Annotated in this window: 21 protein-coding genes and 1 pseudogene; 11 read left to right on the forward strand and 11 right to left on the reverse strand. The window is 71.2% G+C overall.

Annotated elements, in window-relative coordinates; genetic code table 11:
- Together MKW14_RS37655 and MKW14_RS37660 are read right to left on the reverse strand one after the other, a co-directional pair.
- Window positions 1-582: maltotransferase domain-containing protein (locus MKW14_RS37655; RefSeq protein ID WP_240870800.1), on the reverse strand; the 582-nt coding region annotated here is incomplete at its 3' end.
- Window positions 583-652: 70 nt separating this feature from the next.
- Window positions 653-952, reverse strand: a complete 300-nt coding sequence (locus MKW14_RS37660) for a DUF5133 domain-containing protein (protein WP_240870803.1) — start codon at window positions 950-952, stop codon at window positions 653-655.
- Window positions 953-1,268: 316 nt separating this feature from the next.
- Between MKW14_RS37660 and MKW14_RS37665 the strand changes: the two genes are divergently transcribed.
- Window positions 1,269-1,778 (forward strand): pep a2, encoded by a 510-nt coding sequence (locus MKW14_RS37665; RefSeq protein WP_240870806.1) that lies wholly within the window; start codon window positions 1,269-1,271, stop codon window positions 1,776-1,778.
- A complete protein-coding gene (gene glgX, locus MKW14_RS37670; protein ID WP_240870808.1) occupies window positions 1,775-3,922 on the forward strand; it encodes a glycogen debranching protein GlgX in 2,148 nt (715 codons plus the stop codon). Before MKW14_RS37665 ends, glgX begins: the two co-directional genes overlap by 4 nt.
- A 26-nt stretch (window positions 3,923-3,948) precedes the next feature.
- Here glgX and MKW14_RS37675 read toward each other — a convergent pair whose 3' ends face one another.
- Window positions 3,949-4,752 carry a VOC family protein gene (locus MKW14_RS37675; protein ID WP_240870810.1) on the reverse strand — a complete coding sequence of 268 codons (804 nt, stop codon included), beginning with the start codon at window positions 4,750-4,752 and terminating at the stop codon, window positions 3,949-3,951.
- Window positions 4,753-4,920: 168 nt separating this feature from the next.
- Here MKW14_RS37675 and MKW14_RS37680 point away from each other — a divergent pair, with 168 nt between their 5' ends.
- The gene (locus MKW14_RS37680) at window positions 4,921-5,253 is read left to right on the forward strand and encodes an ANTAR domain-containing protein (RefSeq protein WP_240870812.1); all 333 of its coding nucleotides are present in this window, start codon (window positions 4,921-4,923) and stop codon (window positions 5,251-5,253) included.
- 21 nt (window positions 5,254-5,274) lie between these two features.
- Here the strand turns inward: MKW14_RS37680 and MKW14_RS37685 are convergent, their stop codons facing one another.
- Window positions 5,275-6,069 carry an RNA polymerase sigma factor SigF gene (locus MKW14_RS37685; RefSeq protein ID WP_240870814.1) on the reverse strand — a complete coding sequence of 265 codons (795 nt, stop codon included), beginning with the start codon at window positions 6,067-6,069 and terminating at the stop codon, window positions 5,275-5,277.
- Window positions 6,070-6,327: 258 nt separating this feature from the next.
- On the opposite strand from MKW14_RS37685, the gene MKW14_RS37690 reads away from it, so the two are divergent.
- The 4 genes from MKW14_RS37690 to MKW14_RS37705 all read left to right on the forward strand — a co-directional run bounded on the left by MKW14_RS37690 (window position 6,328) and on the right by MKW14_RS37705 (window position 9,168).
- Window positions 6,328-6,795, forward strand: a complete 468-nt coding sequence (locus MKW14_RS37690; protein ID WP_240870816.1) for a MarR family winged helix-turn-helix transcriptional regulator — start codon at window positions 6,328-6,330, stop codon at window positions 6,793-6,795.
- On the forward strand, window positions 6,792-7,634 hold the full coding sequence (locus MKW14_RS37695; protein ID WP_240870819.1) for an ABC transporter ATP-binding protein: 843 nt from the start codon (window positions 6,792-6,794) through the stop codon (window positions 7,632-7,634). The genes MKW14_RS37690 and MKW14_RS37695 overlap by 4 nt, the downstream gene beginning before the upstream one ends.
- On the forward strand, window positions 7,594-8,454 hold the full coding sequence (locus tag MKW14_RS37700; protein WP_240870821.1) for an ABC transporter permease: 861 nt from the start codon (window positions 7,594-7,596) through the stop codon (window positions 8,452-8,454). The genes MKW14_RS37695 and MKW14_RS37700 overlap by 41 nt, the downstream gene beginning before the upstream one ends.
- 192 nt (window positions 8,455-8,646) lie before the next feature.
- A complete protein-coding gene (locus MKW14_RS37705) occupies window positions 8,647-9,168 on the forward strand; it encodes a hypothetical protein (RefSeq protein ID WP_240870823.1) in 522 nt (173 codons plus the stop codon).
- Between the two features lie 37 nt (window positions 9,169-9,205).
- Here MKW14_RS37705 and hemC read toward each other — a convergent pair whose 3' ends face one another.
- Together hemC and MKW14_RS37715 are read right to left on the reverse strand one after the other, a co-directional pair.
- Window positions 9,206-10,141 (reverse strand): hydroxymethylbilane synthase, encoded by a 936-nt coding sequence (gene hemC / locus MKW14_RS37710; protein ID WP_240870825.1) that lies wholly within the window; start codon window positions 10,139-10,141, stop codon window positions 9,206-9,208.
- A gap of 201 nt (window positions 10,142-10,342) precedes the next feature.
- Window positions 10,343-11,527: an MFS transporter gene (locus MKW14_RS37715; RefSeq protein ID WP_240870827.1), complete on the reverse strand. Its 1,185-nt coding sequence runs from the start codon at window positions 11,525-11,527 to the stop codon at window positions 10,343-10,345.
- 131 nt (window positions 11,528-11,658) lie between these two features.
- Here MKW14_RS37715 and MKW14_RS37720 point away from each other — a divergent pair, with 131 nt between their 5' ends.
- The gene (locus MKW14_RS37720; protein WP_240870829.1) at window positions 11,659-12,648 is read left to right on the forward strand and encodes a DUF5937 family protein; all 990 of its coding nucleotides are present in this window, start codon (window positions 11,659-11,661) and stop codon (window positions 12,646-12,648) included.
- Between the two features lie 56 nt (window positions 12,649-12,704).
- Here MKW14_RS37720 and MKW14_RS37725 read toward each other — a convergent pair whose 3' ends face one another.
- Window positions 12,705-14,279: a serine/threonine-protein kinase gene (locus MKW14_RS37725; RefSeq protein WP_240870831.1), complete on the reverse strand. Its 1,575-nt coding sequence runs from the start codon at window positions 14,277-14,279 to the stop codon at window positions 12,705-12,707.
- A 99-nt stretch (window positions 14,280-14,378) separates the two neighbouring features.
- On the opposite strand from MKW14_RS37725, the gene MKW14_RS37730 reads away from it, so the two are divergent.
- Window positions 14,379-14,849 carry a MarR family winged helix-turn-helix transcriptional regulator gene (locus MKW14_RS37730; RefSeq protein WP_240870833.1) on the forward strand — a complete coding sequence of 157 codons (471 nt, stop codon included), beginning with the start codon at window positions 14,379-14,381 and terminating at the stop codon, window positions 14,847-14,849.
- A gap of 17 nt (window positions 14,850-14,866) precedes the next feature.
- On the opposite strand, the gene MKW14_RS37735 is transcribed toward MKW14_RS37730, so the two are convergent.
- On the reverse strand, window positions 14,867-15,355 hold the full coding sequence (locus MKW14_RS37735; protein ID WP_240870835.1) for a carboxymuconolactone decarboxylase family protein: 489 nt from the start codon (window positions 15,353-15,355) through the stop codon (window positions 14,867-14,869).
- A gap of 77 nt (window positions 15,356-15,432) precedes the next feature.
- On the opposite strand from MKW14_RS37735, the pseudogene MKW14_RS37740 reads away from it, so the two are divergent.
- Both MKW14_RS37740 and MKW14_RS37745 read left to right on the forward strand, forming a co-directional pair.
- Window positions 15,433-15,810: pseudogene (locus MKW14_RS37740) on the forward strand (5,10-methylene tetrahydromethanopterin reductase); the annotation flags it as partial.
- A 41-nt stretch (window positions 15,811-15,851) separates the two neighbouring features.
- Entirely contained in the window at window positions 15,852-16,286 is a 435-nt protein-coding gene (locus tag MKW14_RS37745) for a tetratricopeptide repeat protein (RefSeq protein ID WP_240870837.1), read from the forward strand.
- Between the two features lie 213 nt (window positions 16,287-16,499).
- On the opposite strand, the gene MKW14_RS37750 is transcribed toward MKW14_RS37745, so the two are convergent.
- The 3 genes from MKW14_RS37750 to MKW14_RS37760 form a co-directional block, all read right to left on the reverse strand.
- Window positions 16,500-17,522 carry an LLM class flavin-dependent oxidoreductase gene (locus MKW14_RS37750; RefSeq protein WP_240870840.1) on the reverse strand — a complete coding sequence of 341 codons (1,023 nt, stop codon included), beginning with the start codon at window positions 17,520-17,522 and terminating at the stop codon, window positions 16,500-16,502.
- A 71-nt stretch (window positions 17,523-17,593) separates the two neighbouring features.
- Window positions 17,594-18,508: an LLM class flavin-dependent oxidoreductase gene (locus tag MKW14_RS37755; protein WP_240870841.1), complete on the reverse strand. Its 915-nt coding sequence runs from the start codon at window positions 18,506-18,508 to the stop codon at window positions 17,594-17,596.
- A gap of 96 nt (window positions 18,509-18,604) precedes the next feature.
- Complete coding sequence (locus MKW14_RS37760) at window positions 18,605-21,361, reverse strand: bifunctional YncE family protein/alkaline phosphatase family protein (RefSeq protein ID WP_240870843.1); 2,757 nt, start codon at window positions 21,359-21,361, stop codon at window positions 18,605-18,607.
- Window position 21,362: the final 1 nt, after the last annotated feature.

Genomic DNA, 21,362 nt, shown 5'->3' on the forward strand with positions numbered 1-21,362 from the left:
TTCCACCAGCAGCGGCAGCGTCTCGGAGGCCGTCACCAGCTCCCGCAGCGGGTGCCGGGCCAGCACCGCGTCCACCTCCGGCGTCAACGCCCCCGCCAGCCGCGTCGCGATGGGCAGTGAGTCGTCGCGCAGGGTCTCGGCGGCCAGCAGGATCGTGGCGCGCCCGGCGCCCTCGGGCACTCCGGCGGCCACCTTGTCGTACAACTCGGCGCCCTCCTCCAGGACCAGGCCGGCGTCGATGCCGGCCGGGACCTTGATGCGGGCGCGGTGGCGCCAGCTGGCGACCGGGTCGCTCCAGGCCTCCACCCGGAAGGTCCAGCGGCCCTCCGCGGTCGGTGTGACCTCGGCGCCCCAGCGGTCGGAGCCGGGGGCGAGCTCGCGCATCGGCGTCCAGGGGCCGTGGGTGCCCTCGGGATCGGTCAGGACGACGTTCGCGGCGACCGCGTCGTGCCCCTCGCGGAACACGGTCGCGGTGACCTGGAACGTTTCTCCTGCGACTGCTTTCGCGGGACGTCTGCCGCACTCGACGACCGGATGGACGTCGCGCACCGGGATACGGCCGATGGCCGGGATCGAACTCATGGGTGTCACCTCCGCCGTGCTCGAGGCCGGGCGCGGGGCCCGGCCGGGGATACGAACCGCGCCGGAGGGATCACCTTCCGGCGAGAAAGCCGCGGACCTCGGTCGCCGGACCGTGCCGGTCGGCCTCCTCGTCGCGGGGACGCTCGTCCTGCTCCGCCAGATAGGCGACCAGACTCGACCGCAGATAACGCTCGGCGGCGTCCGCGGCCTCGCGGGCACAGCGCTTGCCCATCAACACGCACAGCGTGTACCCGGAGTCCTCGAAGGTGGCCCGCACCGCGCGGTCCGTGGGGGACGCGAGCATGACGCGTTCCCACGCCCGGTACCGCCGCAGTTGGCGGGCCACTTCGGCTTTGGCCGGTAGCAGCATGACGCCCTTCACTTTCGGGGCTCGATGGCGCGTTTCCCGACCGTCGGGCGGCGGCCGTGCGTGGACACGCACGGATCCGTTACGGGCATCGAGATCTGTGACACATGGTGCATGTGCAACAACGCAGCGTCTTGTTGGAAATTCAACCGCGTCGTGCGCACCACCCACCTGGCGTCCGCTCGTGTTGCACGAATGGCGTAGTTCGCCCACGCTTGGGGTGACTCAGGAGCGATCAGTGCTCACGCTTCGTGTTCGGGGCCCCGTCCCACCAGGGGCGAGGAGGAGCGAGAGCTTCGCCGGTGAGGAGCCAACGACGATGAAGACCGCAGTGCCCTGCTACTACCACCTCGACGTGGAAGTCAGTCCGGAGCGAGTCGGACAGGTCAGGCGCATCCTGGCCGCTCACCTCAGGCTCTGGGACCTCGAGACGCTGGTCGACCCCGTCTGCCGCGGCGCCGAGCTGCTGCTGAAGGCCATCGACGAGCACGCGACGGACAAGAACACGTCGATCGAGATGTGGTGGAACGGCCAGCACCTGATCACCGCCATCGGGGAGAACGACTGTGAACTGCGCCCGGACCAGGACCTGCGGTCCTGTCTGCAGCGCATCGCCGCGATGAGCGACGGCTGGGGCTGCTGCGCCACGGACACCGGCAGCAAGGTCATCTGGTTCTCGCAGCGCGCCCGCGCCGGCGAACGCGTCCCCCTCGTACCGGTCGCGCCCGCGCCCAGTCTGCGCGAGGTGCGCCAGGTGCCCCGCGAGGTGCCCGTCGCGGCCCTCGCGGCCCCGGCCCACGGCCCCGGCGTGCTGGTGGACGCCCGGTGACCGCGAGACGCCGCCGCAAGGCAGGGGTGCCCGTGTGGAGCGGGCACCCCTACCCGTTGGGTGCCACCTACGACGGCAGGGGCACCAACTTCGCCCTCTTCAGCGAGGTCGCCGAGCGCGTGGAACTCGTCCTGGTCGACGACCAGGGCGTCGAGAGCACCGCCGCGGTGACGGAGGTCGACGGGTTCGTCTGGCACTGCTACCTGCCGGACATCGGACCCGGACAGCGTTACGGCTACCGGGTGCACGGCCCCTGGCACCCGGAACTCGGCCACCGCTGCAATCCGGCGAAGCTGCTCCTGGACCCGTACACCAAGGCGGTCGACGGGCAGGTGGACAACCACGCCTCCCTCTTCGAGCGCGCCCCGCACGGCCGCTCCCGCGCCGACAGCGCCGGGCACACCATGCTCGGCGTGGTGACCGACCCGGCCTTCGACTGGGGCGACGACCGGCCGCCGGGGCGGCCGTACGCCGAGAGCGTCATCTACGAGGCCCATGTCCGCGGCCTGACCCGCACCCACCCGGACGTCCCCGAGGAACTGCGCGGCACCTACGCCGGCCTCGCCCACCCGGCGGTGATCGAGCACCTGACGGCGCTCGGGGTCACCGCCGTCGAACTGATGCCGGTGCACCAGTACGTGCAGGACGGCGTGCTGCAGGACAAGGGCCTCGCCAACTACTGGGGCTACAACACGATCGGCTTCTTCGCCCCGCACAACTCCTACGCCGCCCACGGCACCCGCGGCCAGCAGGTCACCGAGTTCAAGACCATGGTCAAGGCGCTGCACGCGGCCGGCCTCGAGGTCATCCTCGACGTCGTCTACAACCACACCGCCGAGGGCAACGAGAAGGGTCCCACCCTCTCCTTCCGCGGCATCGACAACGCCTCCTACTACCGCCTGGTCGACGGCGACTGGAAGCACTACTACGACACCACCGGCACCGGCAACAGCCTGCTGATGCGCCACCCGTACGTGCTGCAGCTGATCATGGACTCGCTGCGGTACTGGGCCACCGAGATGCACGTCGACGGCTTCCGCTTCGACCTCGCGGCCACGCTGGCCCGGCAGTTCCACGAGGTGGACCGGCTCTCGGCGTTCTTCGACCTCATCCAGCAGGACCCGGTGATCAGCCGCGTGAAGCTGATCGCCGAGCCCTGGGACGTCGGGGAGGGCGGCTACCAGGTGGGCAACTTCCCGCCGCTGTGGTCGGAGTGGAACGGCAAGTACCGCGACGCCGTACGGGACTTCTGGCGCGGGGAGGAGCACACGCTGGGCGAGTTCGCGTCCCGGCTGACCGGCTCCTCCGACCTGTACCAGCACAGCCGGCGCCGCCCCCGCGCGAGCGTCAACTTCGTCACCGCGCACGACGGGTTCACCCTGCGCGACCTGGTGTCGTACAACTACAAGCACAACGACGCCAACGGCGAGCACAACCAGGACGGCGAGAGCGTCAACCGGTCCTGGAACTGCGGCGCGGAGGGCGAGACCCACGACTCGGCCGTCCTGGAACTGCGCGCCCGCCAGCAGCGCAACTTCATCGCCACGCTGCTCTTGTCGCAGGGCATCCCGATGCTCTGCCACGGCGACGAACTCGGGCGCACCCAGGGCGGCAACAACAACGCCTACTGCCAGGACAACGAAGTCTCCTGGGTGGACTGGGGGTTGAGCGAGGAGCAGCGGGACCTGGGGGACTTCACGCGCCAGGTGATCGCGCTGCGGGCCGCCCATCCGGTGCTGCGCCGCCGCCGCTTCTTCCGTGGCGAGACCCCCGTCCACCCCCGCCGGCCGCTGCCCGACCTGGTGTGGTTCGCGCCGGGCGGCCGGGAGATGACGGAGGAGGACTGGCAGCGCCCGGACGCCCACTCCGTGGCCGCGTTCCTCAACGGCGACGCCATCGCCGAACACGACTCCTGCGGCCGCCGCGTGGTCGACGACTCCTTCCTGCTGCTGTTCAACAGCTACTGGGAGCCGATGGAGTTCCACCTCCCGGACGCCAAGTTCGGCGAGCGGTGGACGACCCTGATCGACACCGCCGCCGCCAAGGGAGCGCCGGACGAGACGGAACACAAGGCCGGCACCCGGATGCTGGTGGAGCCGCGCAGCCTGGTGCTCCTGTCACGCCCCGCCCGCAGAAAATCCTGAGGTGAACGGCCGAGGGGGGCGGGACGCTACCGTTCGCGGCGCGACGTCACCGTGAACTGCGCCCCGTCGGCGTCCCGCAGCACCGCCTCGTCGCTGCCCTTGGTCAGCACGCTGCCGCCGTGCAGTTCCGCGGCCCGCACGCACGCGGTCACGTCCTCGACCGCGAAGTGGACCTGCCAGTGGGGCCGGATGGTCGGGTCGGGCGCCGCTCCGAGCGCCCCGGACTCGATGCGGGCCACGATGTCGCCCTGGCTGCGCAGCACCACCTCGCCGCCCTCGTAGTGCACCTCGCAGCAGCCGGGCCGCTCGGTGGCCCACTCCAGCACCTCGCCGTAGAAGATCGCCGCGTCGAAGGCGTCGCGGGTGTGCAGCCGGACGAAGGTCGGGGCGGCGAGGCGCCACTTGTCCCAGTCGGAGACGAGCTCGCCCTCCCAGATCCCGAAGGTCGCCCCGTCCCGGTCGGCGAGCAGGGCCGCGCGGCCCGGCGGGAAGGAGATCGGCCCGACCGCGGCCGTGCCGCCGCGTTCCTGGGCGCGGGCCACGGCTTCGTCGGCGCTCGGCACGGCGAAGTACGCCGTCCAGGCCACCGCCATCTGCCACATGGAGGCGACACCGGCGATCCCGGCCACCGGCGTGCCGTCCACCATGGCCATCCGGAACCGGTCACCGAGCTTGGCCGAGCGCCACTGCCAGCCGAGCACGGCCGAGTAGAAGTCCTCGGTGGCGTCGAGGTCCCGGCTGGTCAGGCTCACCCAGCAGGGGGCCCCGAACACGGAGTGCGTGGAGACGACGTTCGTCTTACCGCCGCGGCGTGTCGTGTGGTCGTTCATGGCACTCGCGTCCTGGGTCTCGTCCACCGGCGGCCGCCGGTCTGTCACCAGTGTCCAACCGGAACCGCTGGATGGCCTGTCGAGTACCCCGGCGACGGGGCCGAAACTGGCTCCCGCCGCTGCGGCGCCTCGGCTGGCGCGGGGCGCGGCGAGTGCGACCATGGAGGCGTGGCAGCACAGCGCGAGCACTCCGCCCAGACCCAGCGGATCTTCGAGCTGGAGGAGCAGGTCGACCAGCTCAAGGAAGCCGTGGCGTCGCATGCCGTCGTGGACCAGGCGATCGGTATGGTCGTCGCCCTCGGCAGGGTGTCACCCGATCAGGGGTGGGCGGTCCTGAGGGACGTCTCCCAGCACACCAACATCAAGCTGCGCAATGTCGCGGAGCTGATCGTCATCTGGGGCCGCAGCGGCATGATGCCGACGGAGATCCGGGCCGAACTGGAGGACGCCCTGGACCGCCACGGCCCGACACAGGTTCCCGGCGCCCCGTCGGAAGAGTGAGACGCCGGGGTCCGGGACCCCTCAACGGGTCTGGGCCAGCAGCTGCTCCCGCAGCTCCGCGAAGCAGGCGCTGAGCAGACGCGAGACGTGCATCTGCGAGATGCCGAGCTGCTCGGCGATCCGGCTCTGTGTCATACCGCGGAAGAACCGCAGGTAGAGAATGGTGCGTTCGCGCTCGGGAAGGGCCTGCAGGCACGGGCTCGCCGCCACGCGGTCGACCACGACGTCGTAGCCCGGATCCGGTCCGCCGATCGCGTCCGCCAGGGCGTAGCCGTCGGTTCCGGGCATCTCGGCGTCGAGGGACAGTGTGGAGAAGCAGTCCAGGGCCTCCATCCCCATGGTCACCTCGGCCTCGCTCAGGTGCGCCCGCTCGGCGATCTCGGCGACGGTCGGCGCCCGTCCCGGGGTGGTCTGCGACAGGTCCTTCGCCGCCTGCCGCACCCGGTTGCGCAGGTCCTGCACCCGGCGCGGCACATGCAGAGTCCACATGTGGTCGCGGAAGTGCCGCTTGATCTCGCCGGTGACGGTGGGGACCGCGTAGGCCTCGAAGGCGTGCCCGCGGCCCGGGTCGTAGTGGTCGACCGCCTTGACCAGGCCGAGTGCGGCGACCTGGTAGAGGTCCTCCAGGGTCTCCCCGCGCCCCTTGAACCGCACGGCGATCCGCTCGGCCATGGGCAGCCAGATGCGGACCAGTTCGTCCCGCAGCGCCTTGCGCTCGGGGCCGTCGGGCATCCGGGCCAGCCGCCCGAAGGCGTCGGCCGTGTCGGGGGCGTCGTCATGCGGGTGGGGTTTGGCTCTGCTGGTGGTGACGCGCATCGCGCGCACCTCCCTCGGGCGGTGCTGGGTGAACAGACACCGCGGGAGGCGCGGACCGGGCCTGCGGAGACATCCGGGGCCTGACCGGCTCCCACGGACGTGCCTCCAGTCCGAAGCACTTAATTTCTGATGCCCGGGACCACCGCTTTCAAAACAAAAGGGGCAATACGGTAACGGGTCGTCGCCGGGTGGCCGCACAGCGGAGCTTGACTCTCTCTTGAGGTTGGTTACCTCTGCTACAGAGGTAATCTCTTGGATGTGGAACCGGACAACTTCCAACCGGACGACTTCCCGGACGACCTGATCGACGCCCTCATCGGCGTCCAGCGCAGGCTCAGGCGCCGGCTTCGTCAACAGATCGCCCCGCAGCTGCGCGGCGCCGAGGTCGAGTTGCTGCGCCTGGTCGTGACCCGGCCCGGCATCGGCATCTCGGACGCGGCCAAGGACCTGCACCTGGCCGGGAACTCGGTGTCGACGCTGGTCAACCAGCTGTCCCGGCAGGGCTATCTGGTCCGCGAGACCGACCCGGCCGACCGCCGTGCCGCCCGGCTGATGCCCACCCCGGCCGCCGAGGCGCGGATCGCCGAATGGCGCAAACGGCGCGCGGAACTCGTACGCGGCGGCCTCGCCGGGCTCGACGAGACGGACCGGGAGGCCCTGCGCGCGGCCGTCCCCGTTCTGCGCAGGCTGGCCGAGAACCTGCACGAGGAGGCGGAGGAATCATGACGCCGGACGCCCGGACCGAACACGCCGAGGCCATCGCCTGCACCGGCCTCAGGTACGCCTTCGGCGAGACCAACGCGGTCGACGGACTCGATCTGACGGTGGGGGAGGGCGAGGTCTTCGGTCTGCTCGGCCCCAACGGCGCCGGCAAGACCACCGCCATCCGCTGCATCACCACCCTGCTGCCGGTCCCCGCCGGCATGGTCCGCGTCTTCGACCACGACGCCGCCGAGGACCGTATGGCCGTACGACGCCTGCTCGGCTACGTGCCGCAGCAGCTGTCCGCCGACGCCGGTCTCACCGGACGCGAGAACGTCGAACTGTTCGCCCGCGTCTTCGACGTCTCCCGCCGCGAGCGGGCCGCACGAGTCGACCAGGCCCTGGCCGCCGTCGACCTCACCGACGCCGCCGAACGGCTCGCCAAGACCTACTCCGGCGGCATGATCCGCCGCCTCGAACTCGCCCAGGCCCTGGTCAGCGCACCCCGGCTGCTGATCCTGGACGAGCCGACCATCGGGCTCGACCCCATCGCCCGCACCGGCGTGTGGGAGCACATCAACGCCGTGCGCGAAGCCACCGGCATGACCGTGCTGGTGACCACCCACTACATGGACGAGGCCGACCAGTACTGCGACCGGGTCGCGCTGATGCACCGCGGCCGCGTCCGGGCCCTCGGCACGCCCACCGAACTGCGCCAGGGCCTCGCCGACCGCCGGGGCACCGACACCCTGCCGACCCTGGAGGACGTCTTCCGTGACGTCGCCGGCAGCGGTCTCGACGACGAGTCAGGAGATTTCCGCGATGTCCGAAGCACCCGCCGCACCGCGAACCGTGTCGGCTGACGCCCCCCGCGCCGGCGGCATCGACCTGCTCCTGCGGCCGCCCCGGCCGCGTGCCGGCTGGCGGCTGCTGCCCGCCCGGGTCGGGGCGATGTGCGCCGTCGAACTGCAGAAACTGCGCCACGACCGCACCGAGCTGTACACCCGAGCGGTCCAGCCCGCCCTGTGGCTGCTGATCTTCGGCCAGACCTTCACCCGGATCCGGGCGATACCCACCGGCGGCATCCCCTACATCGACTACATGGCGCCCGGCATCATCGCCCAGTCCGCGATGTTCATCGCGATCTTCTACGGCATCCAGATCATCTGGGAACGCGACGCCGGCGTCCTCAACAAACTGCTGGTCACGCCGACCCCGCGCTCGGCACTGATCACCGGCAAGGCGTTCGCGGCCGGCGTGAAGTCGGTGATCCAGGCCGTCGTGGTCGTCATCATCGCCGCGCTGCTCGGCGTGGCCCTGACCTGGAACCCGCTGAAACTGCTCGCCGTGGCGGCCATCGTGGTCCTGGGATCCGCCTTCTTCTCCTGTCTGTCGATGACCATCGCCGGCATCGTGCTGAGCCGCGACCGCCTGATGGGTATCGGACAGGCCATCACCATGCCGCTGTTCTTCGGCTCCAACGCCCTCTACCCGGTCTCCGTCATGCCGGGCTGGCTCCAGGCGGTCAGCAAGGTCAACCCGCTCAGCTACGAGGTGGACGCCCTGCGCGGCCTGCTCATCGGCGTCCACGCGCACGCGGCGCTCGACTTCGGGGTGCTGCTCGTGGCCGCCGCGCTCGGCATCGCCGCGGCCTCCTCGCTCCTGGGCCGGCTGGCCCGCTGATCACACCCGCGGAACGTGATGTGCGGCACGCACGCGTGAGAGGGCGCGTGGCCGGTTTTCGCGATTGTTCCTGCGCACGGCTTGATCAGTGATCAAAGGGGGTGAAGTAGCTGGCCACAGCGCATTCTGCTCATTTGACAGTGCACTGAGCACACAGATAGGAAGCAGCTTGCTGAGGTCGAGAGGTGGACTGTGTACGAGCCGAACGTGGTCGGGGACTGGCAGGAGTACGACGAGCATGCCGGCCTGCGTGTCCGCGTCCACCGTCTGGAAGCGGCCGAGCCCCCGCGCGGACGGGACGACGCGGCCGCCGGGCTGACCTACTTCGCCCTGCGGGTGACCGTCGAGAACCGGGGCGAGCAGGCCTGCACCATCCACCTCGAGGACGGCCAGATCGACGTGCGGATCGGCCCCGACGGCGAGTCCGCGTTCATCGACTGGCGCAACTCGCAGTTCATCGAGGGCTTCGACGTCTACCCGCTGCGCCGCGCCACCGCCGTGCTGTACGCGGCCGGCCCCGAGGACAGCCTGAGCCAGGTCGACGTCCAGATCCAGCTGCGCGTCGACGACGACTGGGCCGACCGCCGGCTGTGGGCGGGCGGCATCGGACTGCACGAGGACTCCGTCGGCGCCCCCGCCGGAACCCTGCGCGAGGGACTGGCCCACCAGGTCAGCAACTTCCTGCGCGACCAGGCCGAAGAGGGCACCGCCTGACGGACGTTCGCCGCCGCCGTCATGGGCGCGGCGGACCTCAGTGCGGGATGCCGTCGATGATCTCCCGGGCGCCCTGACGCAGCAGCGCCACGGCCACCGACGTACCCAGCGTGGCCGGGTCGAGCCGGCCGGCCCACTCGTGGGCGTTGAGCCGGGTCTTGCCGTCGGGGGTGAACACACAGGCGCGCAGCGACAGTTCCCCGGCGTGGTCCACGCGCGCGTACCCGGCGATCGGGCTGTTGCAGTGGCCCTGCAGGACGTGCAGGAACATCCGCTCGGCGGTGGCCTCCCGGTGCGTGCCGGGGTCGCCCAGCCCGCTGACCGCGTCGATCAGCTCGGTGTCGCCCTCCCGGCACTGCAGCGCGAGGATGCCCGCCCCGATGGACGGCATCATCGTCTCCGGCGAGAGGGCCTCGCTGATCACGTCCGTACGGCCGATGCGCTCCAGCCCCGACACCGCCAGCAGCAGCGCGTCCGCCTCGCCCGCCTCCAGCTTGGCCAGCCGCCGGTTGGCGTTGCCGCGGAAGGGCACGCACTGCAGGTGCGGGTGGGTGGCCGCGAGTTGGGCGACCCGGCGCACCGCGGAGGTGCCGATCCGCGTCCCCTCCGGCAGCTCGTCCAGCGTCAGGCCGTCCGGATGCACCAGCGCGTCCCGGATGTCGTCCCGCTTGAGGAACGCGGCGAAGGTCGTCCCCGCCGGCAGCGGACGGTCGGCGGGCACGTCCTTGAGGCAGTGCACCGCGAGATCGGCCTCGCCCGCCAGCAGCGCCGCGTCCACCTCCTTGGTGAACGCGCCCTTGCCCTCCACCTGGGACAGCACGCCCATCCACTTGTCACCGGTCGTCTTCACCGGCACGACCTCGGTGCGCACACCGGGGTGCAGTGCGGCCAACTCGCCGCGGACACGCTCCACTTGGGCCAGCGCCATGGGCGAGTCGCGGGAGACGATACGGATCAGTTCGGGGAGGGACATGCGGACACGATAGACCTCCGGGAGGGGGTGTCCGTGCCGTATCGCCCCAATAGGGACGCGCATCACGCCCCAGAAGTGCCCGGCCGTCCGTCGAAGGGACACAGGTCCGCTTCCCGACCGGGCGTACGTCCGGGCTCGGCCGTGTTGACCGGGGTGCGCACCGGACACCGCTGATGCCGCAGCTCACGCCGCTCCTCGGGATCACCGCGACCGGGCGGACGCTGTCGCCGGCTCGGGGTTCGGCCAGGTCAGCACCGTGAGAGCCGCTGCCGTGAGCAGCCCGCCGGCCAGGAAGGCGCCGCGCAGCCCGACGAGCGGCAACAGGCCGCCGCCCAGGAGTGCCCCGGCGGCCACACCCACGTTGAAGGCGGCCGAGTTCGCCGCCAGAGCCGTCTCGGTACGGCCGGGGGCGACCCGCAGCACCTGGCTCTGGGTCGCCATGAACACGGGCCCCACGGACGCGCCGAGCAGCATGAGCAGCGCGACGGCCGTCACCTGGTCGCTCCCGCCCGCGTACAGGCCCAGCAGGGCGGCCGCCTGCGCCGCCACCGGCACGCTCAGCGTGGCGCGCGGGAAGCGGTCGAGCAGCGGTCCGGTCAGGGTGACCCCCGCCAGTCCCGCCACCCCGAAGGCGAACAGCACGGCGCTGACCGCGTCCTCGCCGAATCCGCTGACCTCGTCCAGGAAGGCCACCACGTACGTCCATCCCGTGAACGTCCCGGTCACCGACAGCGCGGTCGTGGCGAGGACGACGAGGAACCGGCGCCGGTCCGGCGCGGCGCCGTACGCGGCGTGGCTCTCGTGCGGACGCGATGTCGGCAGCAGAGCGGCGACGACCAGGAGCGAGACCAGCGCCAGCGCCCCGAGCACCGCGAACGGCGTCCGCCAACCCCCGTGTCCGCCCAGCCAGGTCCCGGCCGGAACCCCGAGCACCGTGGCCAGCGAACCGCCCACGGACAATAACCCGATGACGCGCCCGCGCCGTTCGGGCGGAAACAGGCCGACCGCCACGGGGCCCATCACCGCCCAGAACAGCGCCTGCGCCAGCGCGGTCGCGACGCGCGCCACCAGCAGCAGCCCGTACGACGCCTTGGTGAGCGTCGAGGCCCAGCAGCCCACCGCCAGCACGCCCAGCAGCCCGGCGAGCAGATACCGGCGGGGGACGGACCGGGTGACATGGGCGACCGGCAGCGAGACCACGGCCACGGTCAGGCCGTACCCGGTCACCAGCGCGCCCACGGCCGTGAGGGAGACACCCAGGTCGTCCGCCATCAGGGAGAGCAGGCCCACGGGCAGGTTCTCGGTGGTGTTGAAGGTGAACGCCGCCAGCATCAGCGCCGCGACGACGGCGGCCCTGCGCCAGTGGGCCGGAGGCGGGGTACCCATCCGAAGGTCTCCGTGGTGGTGTCGGTGTCGGGGGACGGCCAAGTGCGGCCGGGCGCAAGGGTGCTGGGTCCAGGCGACGGCTTCTACTGTTTCGTTCGGGATCGAATCGCCGACCGCCGACGGAGGCCGCTATGCCGTTGACCCTGCATCTGGGCACCGAGGACCTGACGCGCTGCCGGTTCGCCATCTCGCCGCTGTGCCAGACCCACGAGGCGCTGCGCATGCTGCGCCGCCCGGCCCGGCACGGCTACCACCACACCTGGCTGCGCCGGATGCGCCGCACCCTGGCCGGCCTCGACCTGTCGCCCCTGTGGCTGTTCATCCCGCGCGCCGGCGGCTACACCCCCGACTTCCTCGGCCCGCCCCCGCAGGAACCCTGCCCCTCCATCGAGGACGAACTGGCCCGGATGCGCGCCACCGACCCCGCCCTTGCCCGCGCCGAGATCGCCCGCTCACTCGCCTGTACGCCCGGTCTGGCCGAGTCGCCGCAGGGCCGCGCCGCCCTCGACGATCCGGCCGCGACCGTCCGCCGGCTGGCCGACCTCACCGAACTGGCCTGGCACGCCCTGCTCGCCCCCGACTGGCCGCGCCACCGTGCCGTCCTCGCCGCCGACATCGCCGACCGCTCCCGCCGGGCGGCCGAGGGCGGCCTCGACGCCCTCCTCACCGACCTTCACCCCTGCATCGACTGGGCCGGTCACACCCTCACCCTGCGCATGTACGGCGACCTGGCCGAGGCGCAGCAGGCCGACGGACGCGGCATCCTGCTCATGCCGAGCGTCTTCGTCTGGCCGGACGTGGTCAGCGGCTTCGCCCGCCCGTGGCAGCCGACGGTGATCTACCCCGCCGTGGGCATGGGGCGCTTCCACGCCGCGCCGGCACCACGCCCGCCCGCGGCCCTGGCCCGCCTCCTGGGCCGCCAACGCGCCGCGCTGCTCACCGACTTGACCCTCCCCGCCGCCACGACGGAACTCGCCGAACGGCACGGTCTGGCACCGTCCACGGTGTCGGCCCACCTGACGTCCCTGCGGCAGGCGGGGCTGCTCGACGCACGGCGCGAGGGCCACTACGTGCGCTACGAGCGGACGGCGCTGGGAGACGCGCTGGTCACCGGCGGGTAGGGCGTTGTGGTGGCCGCTTGTCGATCGGGCCTGTTCAGGTCGGGGCGAGGCTGCCGTCACTCCTCGGCGGGTACCACCCGCGTCACCCTGCCCTGGGGATCGGCTGCCACGTAGCAGGTGCCGTAGTCGTCGCTGAGGTAGACGGCCATGCCGGCGGGGGAGTTGGTGAAGCGGTTCGGTGACTGCAGGAGCAGATACTGACTTGTCGGTTTGTCGACATGGCACTTCTTCTCGGCGAGCGCGAGCAGTGAGGGCACCGCGTCCCAGTTGAAGCCCTTGAGACTGACGGGCTTCTCGGCCCCCAGGGAGCCGCTGATGATGCCCTTCTTCACTCCCTCGCCGGGGCGGTAGGTGTAGGTGTCGTAGTGGCTCTGGCTCCCGGGGACCATCATCCGCATGGACACGTACTCGGGATAGACGTTCAGAGAGCCGAAGCTGTCCCTCCCGGTCTTGTCCTCGACCGCCTTGATCGCGGTGCGGATTCCGGTGGGCGTCAGCATGCCGTTGGCCAGCGTCGACGTCGCGCTGGGTGCGGGTGACCCGAGGGAGGCGGAGGCCGAGGTCGTGGGCGTGGAGTGGGGAGCGGGGCTGGAGGACGCCGACGCCTTCTTGCCGTCCCCGCCGGACAGGGCCACCCAGGTCACCGTCCCGACGAGCAACGTGCCCGCCGCGACCGAGGCGAGCACGGCACCGCGCCGTCGACGCGGGCCGGGCACGACCGTGCTGGACTGCGGCGGTAGCGGCGGTTGCGGTGGCGCGAGGGGATAGGAGGTCGTGGCCGGTCGGGCGACGTCCGTGGCCGCCACGGCCAGCAGCCCGTCCACGGCCTCCGCGCCCGGCCGCGCGCCGGGATCCCGCACCAGCAGGCGTTCCAGTACGGGCGTGAGCGCCCCGGCCTGTCGGGGTGGCGGCACGTCTTCGTGGAGTACGGCGGCCAGCGTGGCCAGGGTCGTTCCGCGCTGCAGCGGATGGTGCCCCTCGACGGCCACGTACAGCATCATCGCCAGGGACCACAGGTCCGAGGCGGGTCCGCCGTCGCCGCCGGAGATGCGCTCGGGAGCCATGTAGTCCGGGGTGCCGATGATCGAACCGGTGGCGGTCAGGGCGGTGGACTCACGGATCGCGGCGATGCCGAAGTCGGTGAGCACGGGCCTGCCGTCGGTGCGCAGCAGGACGTTGGCGGGCTTCACGTCGCGGTGCTGGACGCCGACCGCGTGGGCCGCGCGCAGCGCGTCCAGCACACCCCGGCCGATGCGGGCGGCCTCGGCGGGTGCCATGGGGCCACGTGCCAGCCGGTCGGCGAGGGAGCCGCCGTCGACCAGCTCCATGACGATCCAGGGACAGGTGCCCTCGCCGCCGTCGACGATGTGATGGATCGTCACGACGTTCGGATGCTGCACCCGGGCCAGCGCCCGGGCCTCGCGCAGCACCCGTGCGCGCAGCATCCGCGCGGCGTCCGGGTCGTACTCGGCGAGGTCCGGGTCGGCGGGCCGGACCTCCTTGACAGCCACGCTCCGCTGCAGCAGCAGGTCGTGGGCGCGCCAGACCGTGCCCATGCCCCCGCCGCCGAGTCTGCTCTCCAGCTCGAAGCGCCCGTCGACGACCCGTCTGGCGCTCACCCCGTCGCTCATGGCCCCGGAGCTTAGAGGACCCACCCGTACGGCCCCGGGGGTGGTCATGGCGCGCACACGGAAAAAGGGTGAGGTGTCAACCACGTCTACACTTTCCGCATGGAAGAGACGGTGCGCTGGCTGACGTCGGAGGAGCAGCACGCGTGGCGGAGCTTCGTCCGCCTGCACGACAGGCTGTTGGGCCGGCTGTCACGCCGGTTGCAGGCGGAGTCCCATGTGTCGTCCGCGGACTTCGCGGTGCTGGTCGAGCTGTCGGAGGCACCGGACGGGCGGCGGCGGATCCTGGAACTCGCCCGTGTACTGGAGTGGGAGAAGAGCCGGATGTCCCACCACATCGCCCGCATGGTCAAGCGCGGGCTGGTCGTGCGGGACGAGTGCCCCGAGGACGGACGCGGGGCGTTCGTGGTGATCACGGACGCCGGGCGCGAGATGATCGAGGCCGCCGCCCCGCGCCATGTGGGGGCGGTGCGCGAGCTGTTCCTCGACCATGTCACGCCGGCCGAACTGCGCACGCTGGCCCGGATCTCCGAACGCGTCGTGGAGAAGCTCGACGGCGAGGAAGCGCCCTGACCGTGGGACGGTGACGCCTACCCCTCGTGGGCCGGCGGGACCGGATGCTTGCTGAGGATCGACACCCGGTTGAACGCGTTGATCGTGACCGCCACCCAGATCACGGCCGAGATCTGGTCCTCGGTGAAGATCCGCCGGGCCCCCTCGTACGCGGACTCCTGCGCGTCCGCGTCCGTCGGAGCGGTCGTCGCCTCCGCCAGCGCGAGTGCCGCCCGCTCCTGCTCGGTGAAGACCTCGGTGTCCCGCCAGGCCGCCAGGACACCCAGTCGCCGTGGTGACTCGCCCGCGCGCAGGGCCGCCTTCGTGTGCACGTCCAGGCAGTAGGCGCAGCCGTTCAGCTGGGAGACACGGAGGTTGATCAGTTCCACGGTGGTGCGGTCGAGCCCGGCGTCGGCCGCTGTCGCGCGCACCGCCTCGGAGGTCTGCACGAGCGCGTGGAAGGCCTTGGGGCTCTGTTTGTCGATGAATATCCTGCGCGGTGCCGATCCGGTGGTGCGGTCGCTCACTTCGGGTCTCCTCCTGGGCCGTCCGTGATGGCCCGCACGTCGGTGTGTCGTCAGGTGATGGTAGGGCCGACGGCCGGAATAGCCGTGACCGGCCTCGTGTTCCACAGCTTTGGTTGATGTATCAACCTCATGCGGGCGGGGGGATGTCCATGGAGGAGTACATGGAGCAGACAACGCTGACGGTCGGCACCCCCGAGCAGGTCATCGAGAAGACGCTCACCTTCCGCGAGTACGCCGGCGACTACCAGCGCCAGCTGTTCGTCGTGGACGGCGGCGGCATACCGCTGAAGACCGCGCTGGAACAGATCGACATGCTCGGCGAGGAGGTCGTACCGGTGCTGCGCGAGGAGTTCGCCAGGAACCGGCCGGCCGGCGTGCCCGAGGCGCCCACCCACGCGTCCCTGCTCGCCGCTCGTGACGCCGAGCGCGCCCGGGCCGGCGGACCGGTGCCGTGAGCCGGCCCCGCCGCGGACTGCAGGAAGGACGGGAAGGAACGATGACGGACAACAACTTCAACGGATACCTCGCCGGCGACGGCGTGGCACCCGACCGGTGGGCCAGCGCCCTGCACCTGTTCGACAACGGCGCCGGCGTGCCGCACGAGGAGACCACCACGGAGCGCTGGGAGCGGGCACAGCTGCTGTTCGAGGCCCGGGACTACATCGGCGCCGCGCGGTTGCTCGCGGCCGTGGTCGAGGAGGCCCCGGAACAGACCGGGCCCCGGCTGCTGCTGGCCCGTGCCTACTACCACTCGGCCCAACTGCGGCGCGCCGAGGAACAGTTGCGCTTGATCGTCGAGCGCGACCCGGTGGAGCACTACGCCCACCTGATGCTGGGCCGCACCCTGCAACGCGCGGGACGCCCGGACGAGGCGACGCCGTGGCTGCGGATGGCCGCGGCGTTCGCGGGCGAGTTCCCCGACGACGAGTGAGCGCGCGGGACCGAAACGAGGAACGGGGGTCACCGGGCCGACCCGGTGACCCCCGCTCACGCTGTCCGACCGGACGCGGAACCGGCACCGATGAGCGACCCGCCGGTCGAACTCGTCGTCCGCGCCTCCACGGCACCGCCCACCGACAGGGCCGAGCCACCGCACTCGCCCACGCCGGAGTGATCCGAGGCTGCACTGTGCGCCGGTGAGGGCTCAGCGCCAGCCGAGTTCCGGGGCGACGTGGGTGAGGATGCTTTCGAGGACGTGCGCGTTGTAGTCGACGCCGAGCTGGTTGGGCACCGTGAGCAGCAGGGTGTCGGCGGCGGCGATGGCCTCGTCCTCGGCGAGCCGTTTGACGAGTACGTCGGGTTCGGCGGCGTAGGTGCGGCCGAAGACCGCGCGGGTGTCGGCGTCGATGTACCCCACGTGGTCCTTGGAATCGCGTTCCCGGCCGAAGTAGGCGCGGTCCCGGTCGTCCACGAGCGCGAAAATGCTGCGGCTGACGGAGACCCGGGGCTCGCGTTCGTGGCCCGCGGCGCGCCAGGCCTCCCGATAGGCCTCGATCTGCTTGCGCTGCTGGACGTGCAGCGGTTCGCCGCTCTCGTCGTCCTTGAGGGTCGAGCTCTGCAGGTTCATGCCGAGCTTGGCGGCCCACGCGGCGGTCGCGTCGGAACCGGACCCCCACCAGATCCGCTCCCGCAGCCCCTCGGAGTACGGCTCGATCCTCAGCAGCCCCGGAGGGTTGCCGAACATCGGGTTCGGGTTCGGTTCCGCGAATCCCTCGCCCTTGAGCACCTCCAGAAGCACCTCGGTGTGCGCACGGGCCATGTCGGCGTCGGTCTCGCCCTCCGCGGGCCGGTACCCGAAGTGCCGCCAGCCGTCGATGACCTGCTCCGGTGAGCCCCGGCTGATCCCGAGCTGGAGCCGCCCGCCGGAGATGAGGTCGGCGGCGCCGGCGTCCTCGGCCATGTACATGGGATTCTCGTAGCGCATGTCGATGACACCGGTGCCGATCTCGATCCGGCTGGTGCGGGCACCGATGGCGGCGAGCAGCGGGAACGGTGAGCCGTGCTGCCTGGCGAAGTGGTGGACACGGAAATAGGCGCCGTCGGCGCCCAGCTCCTCGGCGGCGACCGCCAGGTCGATCGCCTGCAGCAGGGAGTCGGCGGCGGACCGCGTCTGCGAATGCGGCGACGGCGTCCAGTGCCCGAAGGACAGAAAACCGATCTTCTTCATGGTTGGTTCAACGTTCTACGATCGAGTTCATTCCGGGGCCGCACCGCATCGAAGCCGGAAGGTGCGTGGCATCAAGCGGACAGCGCGGGGATCACCTCGGCGGCGATGCGCTCCGCGAGTGGGGCCGGATCGCCGAGCGGGGTGAACAGGACCAGGCCCGCGCCGGCGTCGATCACCTCGCGGACGCCCGCCACACAGTCGTCCAGGGGCCCGGCGACCGCGGCGGCCTCGATACGGGCGATCCGGCGGCCGTAGATCCGGGCCAGCCCGGCGTTGACCCGCTCCCGCGCCCGTTCGGCGTCGTCGTCGATGTCGATGTAGACCCGCTTGGCGACCGGGAAGTCCGTCCTGCCCGCCTTGGCCGCCTCCTCGGTGACGAACGCGACCTGCTCACGGAACGCGGCCGTGGTGGACGAACCCGCGCCGAAGAACCCGTCCCCCAGCCGCACCGCGCGCCGCAGCGCCGGCTCGCTCGACCCGCCGAACCACAGCGGCGGATGCGGCTTCTGGAGCGGCTTGGGCTCCATCGCGGCGTCCTCGAGCTGCCAGAACTCGCCGTCGAAGGTGACGCTCGGCCGTGTCCACAGCGCCTTGACGAGGTCGATGCCCTCGGTGAACCGCGCGAGGTAGCGGGCCTTGTCCATGCCGAACGCGGCGAACGGCCGGTTCGGGCCGCCGGAGCCGACCCCCACCTCCAGCCGGCCTCCGCTCATCTGGTCGAGGGTCGCCAGCGCCTTCGCGAAGTGGACGGGCTGGTGGAGCGTGCTCACGAAGACGGTCGTCCCCAGCCGCAGCCGGGTCGTGCACGCGGCGGCGTACGTCATGGCCTCCATCGGCGACAGCACCGCCCCGGCGCCGAGCGGCGAGTCCTGCGCCCAGACACTGTGGTAGCCGAGGTCCTCGGCCCGTGCGAGGTACTCGCGGAAGGCTCCCGGATCGAACTCGCCGTCCAGGTAGAACTGGGGGATGGAGATGGCGAAGCGCATGCCTCCAACGTAGCGGTGAACACTGCCGCACGCAGAGGGCCCTCCGGCCGGCGCTGACGCCGGCCGGAGGGCCCTGTCGGGATGAGCTCGGCCCGGTCAGCCGTCGGACTCCGACGACGGGAGGTAGGCGCCGGGAACCGCGTTCGGCGCGTAGACCTTCTTGTCACCCGGGTACGGCTTGGTGAAGTTGTGCGTCTGGTACCAGGTGTAACGGTTCATCTGCTCGGGGTTGGCGTAGTCCGGCACGGCGTTCGGGCCGGTCAGGCGCTGGTGCGAGGCCCAGGCCTTCCACTGCGCCGCGACCGACTGCGCCGCCTGGGGCACCGCGGTGGTCGTCGGCGCGGCGGCCGCCTGCTTGTCCTGCGCCGCCGGGGTGTCCGAACCGCAGGTGGGCTGCGGGCTCACGCCGAGGGTCAGCGAGGTCCGGTTGGGCACCGCGGTGAACGGGGTGTTGTTCGCCTTCTGGGTGAACGCCCCGTACATCGGGGTGGCCGCGCTGTCGAGCTGGTTCATCGGGTGGATGCCGAGGATCTGCTCGATGGTGCGGACCATCGTGATCTGCGAGTAGTAGTGGCTGTCGACAGTGCCGTGGTTGGCGTACGGGCTGATGACCTGGACCGGCGCACGGTGGCCGTCGACGTGGTCGAGACCGTTCTGGGAGTCGTCCTCGACGACGAAGATCGCCGAGTCCTTCCAGTACTTGCTGTGCGAGATCTCGTCGACCATCCGGCCGACCGCGAGGTCGTTGTCCGCGACCTCGGCGGAGGCGTTCGCCGGGCCGCCGGTGTGGTCGTTGGAGAACCAGAACATGTTCAGGTTCGCCGGACCGTTCTTCTCGAAGTCCTGCTTCCAGATCTGTTCCTTGTAGATGTCCGGGACACCCAGGTCGAACAGCGGGAAGCCCTGCACCGCCACCTTGTTGAGCGACGGGATCGCCGAACCGGTCTTGATGGGGTACTGGGTCTGCGCCCCCGTCGCGGCCATGGTCTTGCTGTCGCAGTACAGGTTCTGCCAGGTCGCGCCGGCCGGCTTGGACTCGATCGACTGGAACTCGCCGAAGTCCTTGACGGACTTCCCGGCCGCCTGCGCGCCGGTCCAGATGAAGCCGGTCTTCTGGTGGCCGAGGACGTCGTCCTCGGTGTCGTAGCTGCGCGTGTACTCGCCGGCGGAGGACTCGGTGTACTCCGGGTTGTCCGACTGCATCAGCCAGTTGTGGCCCTCGGCGGAATTCGTGCCGACGTCGTAGAAGTTGTCGTAGAGCCCGAACTGCTGGGCCAGCGCGTGCTGGTTGGGCGTCACGTTCTCGCCGAACGTCGTCAGCGAGGAGTCGCCGTCGCCCTGCGGCAGGTCGCCCAAGACCTGGTCGTAGGTCCGGTTCTCCTTGACCAGCAGGAAGACGTGCTTGATCGTCGAGGGGTCGCCCAGACGGGCCGGGACCGGCACCGGCTTGGCGTGGCTCTTGCCCTTGGCGGTGAGGACCGAGCCGGCCGTCCAGCCGTTCTGCTTGAAGACGTTGGCCGTCTGCGAGCGGACGACGCTGTCGGAGGGCAGCGTGAACCGCGTCAGGCTGGACGTCGTGTCGTGGGTGTTGTGACCGCCGGCGGTGGTGGGGCGGCGGGCGTCGACACCACGGGTGTTGGAGACGATCACCTGCTTGCCGACGGTGGTGATCTCCGCGGGGAAGTAGTCCGTGGGCAGCAGGCCGACATAGCGGGCCGGCTGCTGGGCGGAGGTGTAGCGGTAGACGGCGACGGCGTTGGCGCGGCCGAGCGTCACCAGCAGGCGGCCGTCGTCGGTGAGCGTCACGGCGTTGGGCTCGTAACCGACGGAGGCCTCCGGCCACGGCTGGGTGGCGATGGTCTGGACGACCTTGTCCTTGGCCGTGTTGATGACCGAGACGCTGTTGTCGGCGGTGTTCGTGACGAACACCGTGCCCTTCCTGGCGTACACCGCGGTCGGGTGCAGACCGACGTCGATGCTGCCGACGGCGGCCGACGGGTCGGTCGTGTCGATGACGCTGACGGTGCCGGTGGTGGCGGCGCCGGTGGCGGGGTTGGCCGGCACCTGGGTGCCGTAGGAGTTCATGGTGGTCTCGCCGGCCTTGGCCGGGCGTCCGCCCTCGTTGCTGACGTAGAGCTTGCCGCCCACCAGGGCGAGACCGCGCGGGGCGGTGCCGACGGCCCAGCTCTGCTTGATGGTTCCGCCGGCCGCGTCGATGGCGACGACCCGGTTCTGGCCGTTGACCGCGGAGTACACGGTGGAGCCGTCGGCCGAGAAGACCGCCGCGCCCACCAGTGCGTGCTTGGTGCCGTCGGCCGGGATGGAGACGGTCACCGGGTTGGCGAGGGTGCCGTCGGCGTTGACGGTGAACTTGGTGTAGCCGTCGGCCTGGCCCAGCCACAGCTGCGTGCCGTCGGGCGAGTACGTCGGGCCTTCCTGGCCGACGGAGCCGGACTTGATGCGCAGGTCGTCCGCCGCGTTGGTGCCGACCTTCTGTTTCACCTGCCCCGTCGCGAGGTCCAGGACGACCAGTGAGGCGTCGCCGTCGGCGACCGCCGCGGCCAGGTGGGTGCCGTCGGGGCTGACCGTGGACGACATGATCTTGCCGTCGGTCATGACGGTGCGGTCGCCGTAGGGCTTGATGTACTGGTCGCTGGGGAGCACCTGGCCGTTGCGGGTGACCTGGGCGACCTGCTGGGTGCCGAACTGCCACGTCGAGGCGACGGCGGTCCCCGTGACGCCGAGCGCGACGGTGATGCCCGCCGTCACCAGGAGGGTGCGCCGGCCGACCCGTCTGCCGAAGAGGCTGACCTGCTCTTTCCCGCTGACCCGGCGCTGCCGTGTTACCTGCATG

Source organism: Streptomyces gilvus (genome assembly GCF_022513565.1).
In the GTDB taxonomy this organism is placed as follows: domain Bacteria; phylum Actinomycetota; class Actinomycetes; order Streptomycetales; family Streptomycetaceae; genus Streptomyces; species Streptomyces gilvus.

Bases quoted from the DNA above. Each gene is read 5' to 3' on its own strand.
- MKW14_RS37750 (WP_240870840.1), bottom strand. From the start codon at position 17,522: ATGAAGAAGATCGGTTTTCTGTCCTTCGGGCACTGGACGCCGTCGCCG.
- MKW14_RS37725 (WP_240870831.1), bottom strand. From the start codon at position 14,279: ATGAGCGACGGGGTGAGCGCCAGACGGGTCGTCGACGGGCGCTTCGAG.
- MKW14_RS37700 (WP_240870821.1), top strand. From the start codon at position 7,594: ATGTCCGAAGCACCCGCCGCACCGCGAACCGTGTCGGCTGACGCCCCC.
- MKW14_RS37745 (WP_240870837.1), top strand. From the start codon at position 15,852: ATGACGGACAACAACTTCAACGGATACCTCGCCGGCGACGGCGTGGCA.
- MKW14_RS37720 (WP_240870829.1), top strand. From the start codon at position 11,659: ATGCCGTTGACCCTGCATCTGGGCACCGAGGACCTGACGCGCTGCCGG.
- MKW14_RS37755 (WP_240870841.1), bottom strand. From the start codon at position 18,508: ATGCGCTTCGCCATCTCCATCCCCCAGTTCTACCTGGACGGCGAGTTC.
- MKW14_RS37660 (WP_240870803.1), bottom strand. From the start codon at position 952: ATGCTGCTACCGGCCAAAGCCGAAGTGGCCCGCCAACTGCGGCGGTAC.
- MKW14_RS37665 (WP_240870806.1), top strand. From the start codon at position 1,269: ATGAAGACCGCAGTGCCCTGCTACTACCACCTCGACGTGGAAGTCAGT.
- MKW14_RS37695 (WP_240870819.1), top strand. From the start codon at position 6,792: ATGACGCCGGACGCCCGGACCGAACACGCCGAGGCCATCGCCTGCACC.
- hemC (WP_240870825.1), bottom strand. From the start codon at position 10,141: ATGTCCCTCCCCGAACTGATCCGTATCGTCTCCCGCGACTCGCCCATG.
- MKW14_RS37730 (WP_240870833.1), top strand. From the start codon at position 14,379: ATGGAAGAGACGGTGCGCTGGCTGACGTCGGAGGAGCAGCACGCGTGG.
- MKW14_RS37760 (WP_240870843.1), bottom strand. From the start codon at position 21,361: ATGCAGGTAACACGGCAGCGCCGGGTCAGCGGGAAAGAGCAGGTCAGC.
- MKW14_RS37685 (WP_240870814.1), bottom strand. From the start codon at position 6,069: ATGCGCGTCACCACCAGCAGAGCCAAACCCCACCCGCATGACGACGCC.
- MKW14_RS37715 (WP_240870827.1), bottom strand. From the start codon at position 11,527: ATGGGTACCCCGCCTCCGGCCCACTGGCGCAGGGCCGCCGTCGTCGCG.
- MKW14_RS37675 (WP_240870810.1), bottom strand. From the start codon at position 4,752: ATGAACGACCACACGACACGCCGCGGCGGTAAGACGAACGTCGTCTCC.